5 protein-coding genes and 2 pseudogenes are annotated in these 7,384 nt (G+C 63.4%); 3 read left to right on the top strand and 4 right to left on the bottom strand.

What is annotated here, in order from left to right; genetic code table 11:
• A pseudogene (locus tag Q427_RS18725) lies at positions 1 to 531 on the bottom strand (hypothetical protein); the annotation flags it as partial.
• Positions 532 to 773: 242 nt separating this feature from the next.
• Between Q427_RS18725 and Q427_RS18720 the strand changes: the two are divergent.
• Entirely contained in the window at positions 774 to 2,180 is a 1,407-nt protein-coding gene (locus tag Q427_RS18720) for an NAD-dependent succinate-semialdehyde dehydrogenase (RefSeq protein WP_043516616.1), read from the top strand.
• A gap of 34 nt (positions 2,181 to 2,214) precedes the next feature.
• Positions 2,215 to 3,507 (top strand): 4-aminobutyrate--2-oxoglutarate transaminase, encoded by a 1,293-nt coding sequence (gabT, locus tag Q427_RS18715; protein ID WP_043516614.1) that lies wholly within the window; start codon positions 2,215 to 2,217, stop codon positions 3,505 to 3,507.
• Positions 3,508 to 3,596: 89 nt separating this feature from the next.
• Here gabT and katE read toward each other — a convergent pair whose 3' ends face one another.
• From katE to Q427_RS18700, 3 genes and pseudogenes are all read right to left on the bottom strand, one after another.
• The gene (gene katE, locus Q427_RS18710) at positions 3,597 to 5,747 is read right to left on the bottom strand and encodes a catalase HPII (protein ID WP_043516613.1); all 2,151 of its coding nucleotides are present in this window, start codon (positions 5,745 to 5,747) and stop codon (positions 3,597 to 3,599) included.
• A 327-nt stretch (positions 5,748 to 6,074) separates the two neighbouring features.
• Positions 6,075 to 6,316, bottom strand: a pseudogene (locus tag Q427_RS18705) (GlsB/YeaQ/YmgE family stress response membrane protein).
• A gap of 84 nt (positions 6,317 to 6,400) precedes the next feature.
• On the bottom strand, positions 6,401 to 6,955 hold the full coding sequence (locus Q427_RS18700; RefSeq protein WP_043516612.1) for a DUF924 family protein: 555 nt from the start codon (positions 6,953 to 6,955) through the stop codon (positions 6,401 to 6,403).
• Between the two features lie 131 nt (positions 6,956 to 7,086).
• Here Q427_RS18700 and Q427_RS18695 point away from each other — a divergent pair, with 131 nt between their 5' ends.
• Positions 7,087 to 7,275: a hypothetical protein gene (locus Q427_RS18695; RefSeq protein WP_043516611.1), complete on the top strand. Its 189-nt coding sequence runs from the start codon at positions 7,087 to 7,089 to the stop codon at positions 7,273 to 7,275.
• The last annotated feature ends 109 nt before the right edge of the window (positions 7,276 to 7,384 follow it).

Here is a 7,384-nt window from a genome sequence, read left to right as displayed (position 1 = left end):
GCAGCCCGCAGCCGCCACGCCCGCTCCTCCGGTGCCTTCGGGCCACAGTGCCAGGGCCTTGCTCCGCCCCGCCACCCATTCAGTGATGCGGTCCCAGACAATCCCCTCGCCTTCATGCTCCAGGACCGCCAGGGCATCGCACGCCTCGGCAAACATATCGTCACCGCGAACCCAGCCCTCGGCTCGCTTGGCATGGCGCAATGCTTCATGCCAGGCATCCAGGCTGGCGTACTGACTGGTGATCTCGTCGGCCAGGCGCAGGGCCCAGTCGCGCACGCGCGACTCGGGCAGCCAGTCGGCGGAACCGGCCAGGGCGATGAGTTCAAGTGCGGCCAGCAGCCCCGCCGGATCGGGGCTGTCGATACCGAATGCCTCGATCAGGCGCCAACCAAGCTCGCCGCGCTCCGTGACACCCAACGCCTTCAGCCGCGAGGCTGCCACATCGGCCTCGACCTTGACGGGTTCGGGCTCGAAGGCCCAGTCACACAGCACCAGCTGTTGGGCCCACCAGGCATAAAGGGGATCGACCAAGGCTCACCTCGACGTTCAGCCGCAATGGAAAGGGCGCGGTCATGTCGCGCCAACAGGAAATCGGCGCCTAGTGTAGCGGAAAGCGACGCTCACGCCGATGATCCGACGCAGGAAATAGCGGTACGGCAGAGGGGAGTGCTTGGCGTTCCGTTTTAAATAATGCACACTTCAGCGACAAGATAATCAACACCCCCTGGAGTCCCCATGCCCCTCCCTGCCGATTCGATCATCGACAAGGCTATATCGCCGGACAGTGGTGCGACGGCCCTAGCCGCTTTGCCGTGACCAACCCCGCTACCGGCGCGGTACTCGCCCAGGTGGCGGACCTGGACGCAGACGCCGCAAGGGACGCCGTGGCCGCAGCCGATGCCGCCTGGCCAGCCTGGCGCAGGCAGACCGCCAAGCAGCGTGCCACGCTGCTACGGGCCTGGTTCGACGCCATCATGGCCAACCAGGAAGCACTGGCTCGGCTGATGACCCTGGAGCAAGGCAAGCCGCTGGCCGAATCCATGGGTGAAGTGGCCTACGGCGCCTCCTTCGTGGAGTTCTACGCCGAGGAAGCCAAGCGCATTGCCGGCGAGACCCTGCCCAGCCACGGCGCCGACAAGCGCATCCTGGTGTTTCGCGAGCCGATCGGCGTGGTGGCGGCGATAACGCCGTGGAATTTCCCGCTGGCCATGATCACACGCAAGTGTGCCCCGGCTCTCGCCGCCGGCTGTCCGGTGGTGATCAAGCCCGCCGAGGCCACGCCGCTGACCGCCCTGGCCCTGGCGAAACTGGCCGAGGACGTGGGCTTCCCGGCCGGGGTGCTCAATGTGGTCACCGCCAGCCGCCCTGCCGAGATCGGCGAGGTGCTGACCACCGATCCGCGGGTGCGCAAGGTCTCCTTCACCGGCTCCACCCCGGTGGGCAAGACGCTGCTCGCCCAGTGCGCCGGCACCGTCAAGAAGGCTTCCATGGAGCTGGGTGGTAACGCTCCCTTCATCGTCTTCGACGACGCCGACCTGGATGCCGCGGTGGAAGGCGCCATCGCTTCTAAGTACCGCAATTCAGGTCAGACCTGCGTCTGTACCAACCGACTACTGGTGCAGGATGGCGTCTATGACGCTTTCCTCGACAAGCTGGCTGCCAAGGTGGCCCAGATGAAGGTGGGCAACGGCCTGGACGACGGCGTGGTGCAGGGCCCGCTGATCAACCGGGCCGCCGTGGAGAAAGTGCAGGCGCACATCGCCGATGCCCTGGAACAGGGTGGCCGGCTGGTTTGCGGCGGCCAACCCCATGCGCTGGGCGGCACCTTCTTCGAACCCACCGTGATCGCCGATGTCACCCCCAGGATGCGGGTCGCCACGGAGGAGACCTTCGGCCCCCTGGCGCCTGTCTTCCGTTTCGACAGCGTGGACGAGGCCATCGCCATGGCCAATGCCACGGAGTTCGGTCTGGCCGCCTATTTCTATGCCCGGGACTATCAGCGAATCTGGCATGTGATGGAGGGTCTGGAATATGGCATGGTGGCTATCAACGAAGGGATTCTTTCCACGGAACTGGCCCCCTTCGGCGGCGTCAAGGAGTCGGGGCTGGGCCGGGAAGGCTCTCACCACGGCCTGGATGAATTCACTGAACTAAAATACGTCTGTGTCGGCGGCCTTTGATCGCCCGCAACGTCTTTCCAAGGAGGCAGGTTTGATGAATAACGCACAGCTCAATGAACTCAAGCAGCGCTATGTCGCCAATGGAGCAGCAAGCCCGGCGACTCAATACGCCGATCGCGCAGAAAATGCGCTGATCTGGGACGCCGATGGCAATCGCATCATCGACTTCGCCGGCGGCATCGGCGTGCTCAATATCGGCCATCGTCACCCCAAGGTGGTCGAGGCGGTGAAGGCGCAGCTGGACAAGGTCATGCACACCTGTCAGACGGTGATGCCCTATGAAGGCTACGTGAGGGTGGCCGAGAAGCTCAGCCAGGTGACTCCGGTCCGTGGCCATGCCAAGGTCATGCTGGCCAACTCCGGCGCCGAGGCACTGGAGAACGCCGTCAAGATCGCCCGTGCCGCCACCGGCAAGAACAACGTCATCTGCTTCGACGGCGGCTACCATGGCCGCACCTTCATGACCATGGCGATGAACGGCAAGGTCGCGCCATACGCCACCGACTTCGGGACCATGCCGGGCAACGTCTTCCGGGCCCCCTACCCGGTGCCCTACCATGGCGTCAGTGAAGACGAGGCGCTGCGCGGCCTGAAGATGGCGCTGAAGACCGACGCCAATCCGAAGGACACCGCCGCCATCGTGCTGGAGCCCGTCCTTGGCGAGGGTGGCTTCTACCCGGCGCCGGCAAGCTTCCTCAAGGCGATCCGCGACATCTGCGACGAACACGGCATGCTGATGATCGTCGATGAGGTCCAGAGCGGCTTCGGGCGCACCGGCAAGATGTTCGCCATCGAGCACAGCGGCGTAGAACCGGACATCATCACCATGGCCAAGAGCATGGCCGACGGCATGCCAATCTCCGCCGTGGTGGGTACCGACAAGCACATGGATGCCTCCGGCCCCAACTCCCTGGGCGGCACCTATACCGGCAGCCCCACCGCCTGTGCAGCGGCCCTGGCGGTGCTGGAAGTCTTCGAGCAGGAGAACATCCTCGAGAAGAGCCAGGCGCTGGGCGACAAGCTGGCCAAGCGCTTCGCCCAGTGGCAGCAGGAGTTCGACTGCGTCGACAACGGCCGCAACATGGGCGCCATGGCCGCCATCGACCTGGTTTCGAACAAGGCCAACCACACCCCGGATGCCGACCTGGCCGGCGCGCTGTGCAAGAAGGCCCGCGACAAGGGGCTGATCCTGCTCTCCTGCGGCCTGTACGGCAATACCATCCGCTTCCTGATGCCGGTCACCATCGAGGACGAGATCCTGGAGGAAGGCCTCGCCATCGTCGAAGCGTCGCTGAAGGAGCTGGTGGGCAGCAAAGCCACCGCCTGATCGACAGCTGACCTAGAAAGAACGCCTCACCGACCATGGCCGGTGAGGCGTTTTTTTCAGAGGGCAGTAACATCGATCACTGCAGGCTCTCAAGCCGGCATATTCTTGGCCTTTGCATCGCGTGACCAAACCCGGTGCTGCCCCAGTGCCTGGCTGAACGGTGTGAAAATGTCGTCCACCGTGCCCCCCAGCACGATGCCCTCCTCCCCGGCGGGCACATTGGCGGCATCCAGCAGCGCCTTGCCTTCACCCACGGCGGCGATCACCTTGAGGTGCTTGTAAGCCTCCTGCACGTAGTAGCGTCCGAGCCCCGAGTCGGACAGAGCGGCCGCGCTCTCATCCCCGCCGGCCACGATCACCGCATCCACCGCCACCGAGGGCAGGCCGTTGAGCATGGCATCCGGCGTCAAGGTCTGACCGTTGGCGCCCTTGACCGGCGCCATGGTGGGCGCGATCACGAGGCCTTCCGCGCCCTCGGCGGATAGCTTCTGCTTCGCTGCCTCGACCTGCTCGGCATCGACGCCGTCCGCCACCAGGATAGCGACCTTGCGGTAGCGGATATTGCCCGGCAGGCGTGCCATCAGGCTCAGGGCCGGCGATTCGGCAAGTGAGCTCATGCCCAATTCATCCGTCGGTGCCGGCTTGTTGCTGGGCGTCTCGATCCCATGAATCTCGCCGACCCGACGAGCCAGCTCCAGGTCGATATTGGTCAGGATTTCCTGGATGACCCGCTCGCGAATCCAGGGTCGCTGGACCTTTGACAGCTCGAAGGCGTAGGCGGCGATGATGTGCTCCTTCTCCACGTCGGTCTGGCTGTTCCAGAACAGCGTGGCCTGGGAGTAGTGGTCGCCGAAGGAGTCGCTGCGCGCGCGAATCTTGTTGGCATCGATGCGCTCGTGATAGCTCTCGAAGCCGCCGTTCTCCGGTGCCGGCGGGGTCTCGCTGGGCCACCCCCCGTCGATGGAATTGGGCTCGTAGGAGGCCTGGCCCTTGTTGATGGTCTGGCGATGCATCGAATCGCGCTGGTTGTTGTGGAACGGGCAGACCGGCTGATTGATGGGGATCTCGTGGAAGTTCGGCCCACCGAGACGCAGCATCTGGGTGTCGAGATAGGAGAACAAACGCCCCTGCAGCAGCGGGTCGTTGGAAAAATCGATGCCCGGCACCACATGGGCGGGGTTGAAGGCCACCTGTTCGGTCTCGGCGAAGTAGTTGTCCGGGTTGCGGTTGAGCACCATCTTGCCGACCAGGGTGACCGGCACCTCCTCTTCCGGGATGAGCTTGGTGGGATCGAGGATATCGAAGTCGAACTTGTGCTCGTCCTCCTCTTCCACCACCTGGATGCCCAGCTCATACTCGAGGAAGTCGCCGTTCTCGATGTCTTCCCACATCATGCGTCGATTGAAATCGGGATCGCGACCCCAGAGCTTCTGGGCCTCGTCCCAGACCAGCGAGCAGGTGCCGGCCAGCGGCTTCCAGTGAAACTTGACGAAACGCGACGTGCCCTGCCTGTCGATCAGGCGGAAAGTGTGGACCCCGAAGCCCTCCATATTGCGGTAGTGTCGCGGGAAGCCCCTGTCTGACATGGTCCACAGCACCATGTGGGTCGACTCCGGCATCAGCGAAACGAAGTCCCAGAAGGTGTCATGGGCCGACTGCCCCTGGGGAATCTCGTTGTGCGGCTCCGGTTTCACCGCATGCACGAAATCGGGGAACTTGATCGCATCCTGGATGAAGAATACCGGCATGTCGTTGCCGACCAGGTCCCAGACACCCTCGTCGGTGTAGAACTTGGTGGCGAAGCCGCGCACATCTCGCACGGTATCGTTGGAGCCCCGGGCGCCCTGTACCGTCGAGAAGCGCACGAAGACCGGAGTCTTCTTGTCCGGATCCTGGAACAGCCCCGCCTTGGAGTACCGGGCGGCGTTGTCGTAGGGCTGGAAGTAGCCATGGGCCGCCGCACCCCGGGCATGCACGATGCGCTCGGGTATGCGCTCGTTGTCGAAGTGGTTGAGCTTCTCGCGGAAGACGAAGTCTTCCATCAGCGTGGGGCCGCGCTCGCCGGCCTTCAGCGAATTGTGGTTATCGGCGATCCGCGTGCCGTGATTGGTGCGCAGGTCATGCCCCGTGGCATCGCTGCGATACTTTTCCAGGTTCTCCGACTTGCTCTGCCCGTTGGTCTTGAAATCCGTATCGTTGGCTTCGCCACTGTTGGACCTGGTATGGGGATTTTTCGCCATGTTCGGTGTCCTCCTTGTCACGAATGTGGTTCTACCCTCCCCTGCGTCAATAGCCTGCCCGTCTCTCTCCGAAACCAGCTGCACGGACGGGTTCCAGTCACTACGAGTGTAAGGTAGACCCGCCCCGGCAAGTCGCCAATCGGCTCCGCCTATCTGAACAAGAGAAAACCGTTATCGCCTTAGCACGAGGCCCAGAGATGACCCGTCTATCCGGTGGCGGTCATCGACGTGAGCGACACGTTCTAGCCGCTGGAGTCCGCCAGACGCAGACGGCCCGGCAAGTTGCCGGGCCGTCTTGTATTTCCCGCCAGGGAGCGTTTGCTCTGGCTACGCCTCCCGGACCTTCGCAATGATCCACAACAGCACCACGCGCCCACGGTCGCGGTCACCAGCGAACCAATGAACCCTCCCGCCTGCAGCCCCAGCAGGCTGAACAGGAACCCACCAATCACCGCACCCACGATACCCACGCCGATATTGGCCAGAATGCCGAAGCCGCCGCCACGCATGATGTTGCCGGCAATCCAGCCAGCGAGACCACCGATAATCAGCCAAGCGATCAAACCCATATCGTCTCTCCTTCCTTGTTGTGATGCCCAAATGCTCGGATGCTCCCAATGGTGCCTCAGTACGAGGCCACGGGAAAGCATCGCTCAGAATGACGAGCCGGGCTCCATGAGAAAAGCCAGTTCCTCACCGGTCGACTCGCGACCCAGTATGGCATTACGGTGGGGATAGCGACCGAAGCGCAGAATAATGTCCCGGTGGCGCTGCTCGAAGTCCAGGTTGTCTTCCAGACCCGGCTGGTCGAACAAGCGTAGCGCTTCGTCGTGAATCTTGAGCGACTCGCTGTGCATGTAGGGCATGTAGAGAAAGGCACGCTCGCTGACGTCTAGCTCCTGATCCAGGCCTTGAGCCACTGCCTCCTGGGCCAGCACCAGCGCCATGGGATCCTGGGCGAAGGCACCCGGCAGGTCGCGGAACAGGTTTCGGGAAAACTGGTCCAGCACGAGAATCTCGGCCAGCCGGCCGGTGGCCGACTGGCGCCAGGACCATAGCTCGCCAGCCGCGGCCGCCCGATGCAGGCCGAAGAAGCGCTGGCCGATCTGGGCATCCAGCTCGATATCCTTGCGAAACCACTGCCTGGGGCTCAGTTCATCGAACCAGTAGCCGAGCACGTCGTCGGCACTCGGTAGCGTATCGCCCATGCTCCATCCTCGCTGTTCGGATAAGGCTCACCCTGGCCACATTCGGTTAGGTTTCGGCAGCCTGATATGATGACATTAGCACCCCGGCGGCAATCTCCCCAGCAGGTCGTCATCAACATCCAGGAGCCGGTATGTCCCCTCAGGAACTGATCGAAATGTTCACCTTGGTCTTCAACCTGATCGGCCTGGTGATCTGCCTGGTCGGGCTGACCCTGGCCCAGCGCATGCGCCATCGCTGGCCAGGCTATGTCCTGGCCGTGGCCGGCTTCCTGGTCGCCGCCCTGCCACTGTTCTACAAGATGCTGGCCACGGTCCCCTGATATCCAGGGCCGGCAACGCCTTGCCAGACGCAGTCAACGCCCTCACATTAGCGGCTGAGCTTGCTGCGAAGGGAATCCTCACTGATGCGCCAGCCTTTGGCACGGGAAT

This window comes from Halomonas sp. BC04 (assembly GCF_000568385.1).
Note: the sequence above shows the minus strand (reverse complement) of the source record. Positions and strands in the feature narration are given on the sequence as shown.

Bases quoted from the DNA above. Each gene is read 5' to 3' on its own strand.
- Q427_RS18700 (WP_043516612.1), bottom strand. From the start codon at position 6,955: ATGGGCGATACGCTACCGAGTGCCGACGACGTGCTCGGCTACTGGTTC.
- gabT (WP_043516614.1), top strand. From the start codon at position 2,215: ATGAATAACGCACAGCTCAATGAACTCAAGCAGCGCTATGTCGCCAAT.
- Q427_RS18695 (WP_043516611.1), top strand. From the start codon at position 7,087: ATGTCCCCTCAGGAACTGATCGAAATGTTCACCTTGGTCTTCAACCTG.
- katE (WP_043516613.1), bottom strand. From the start codon at position 5,747: ATGGCGAAAAATCCCCATACCAGGTCCAACAGTGGCGAAGCCAACGAT.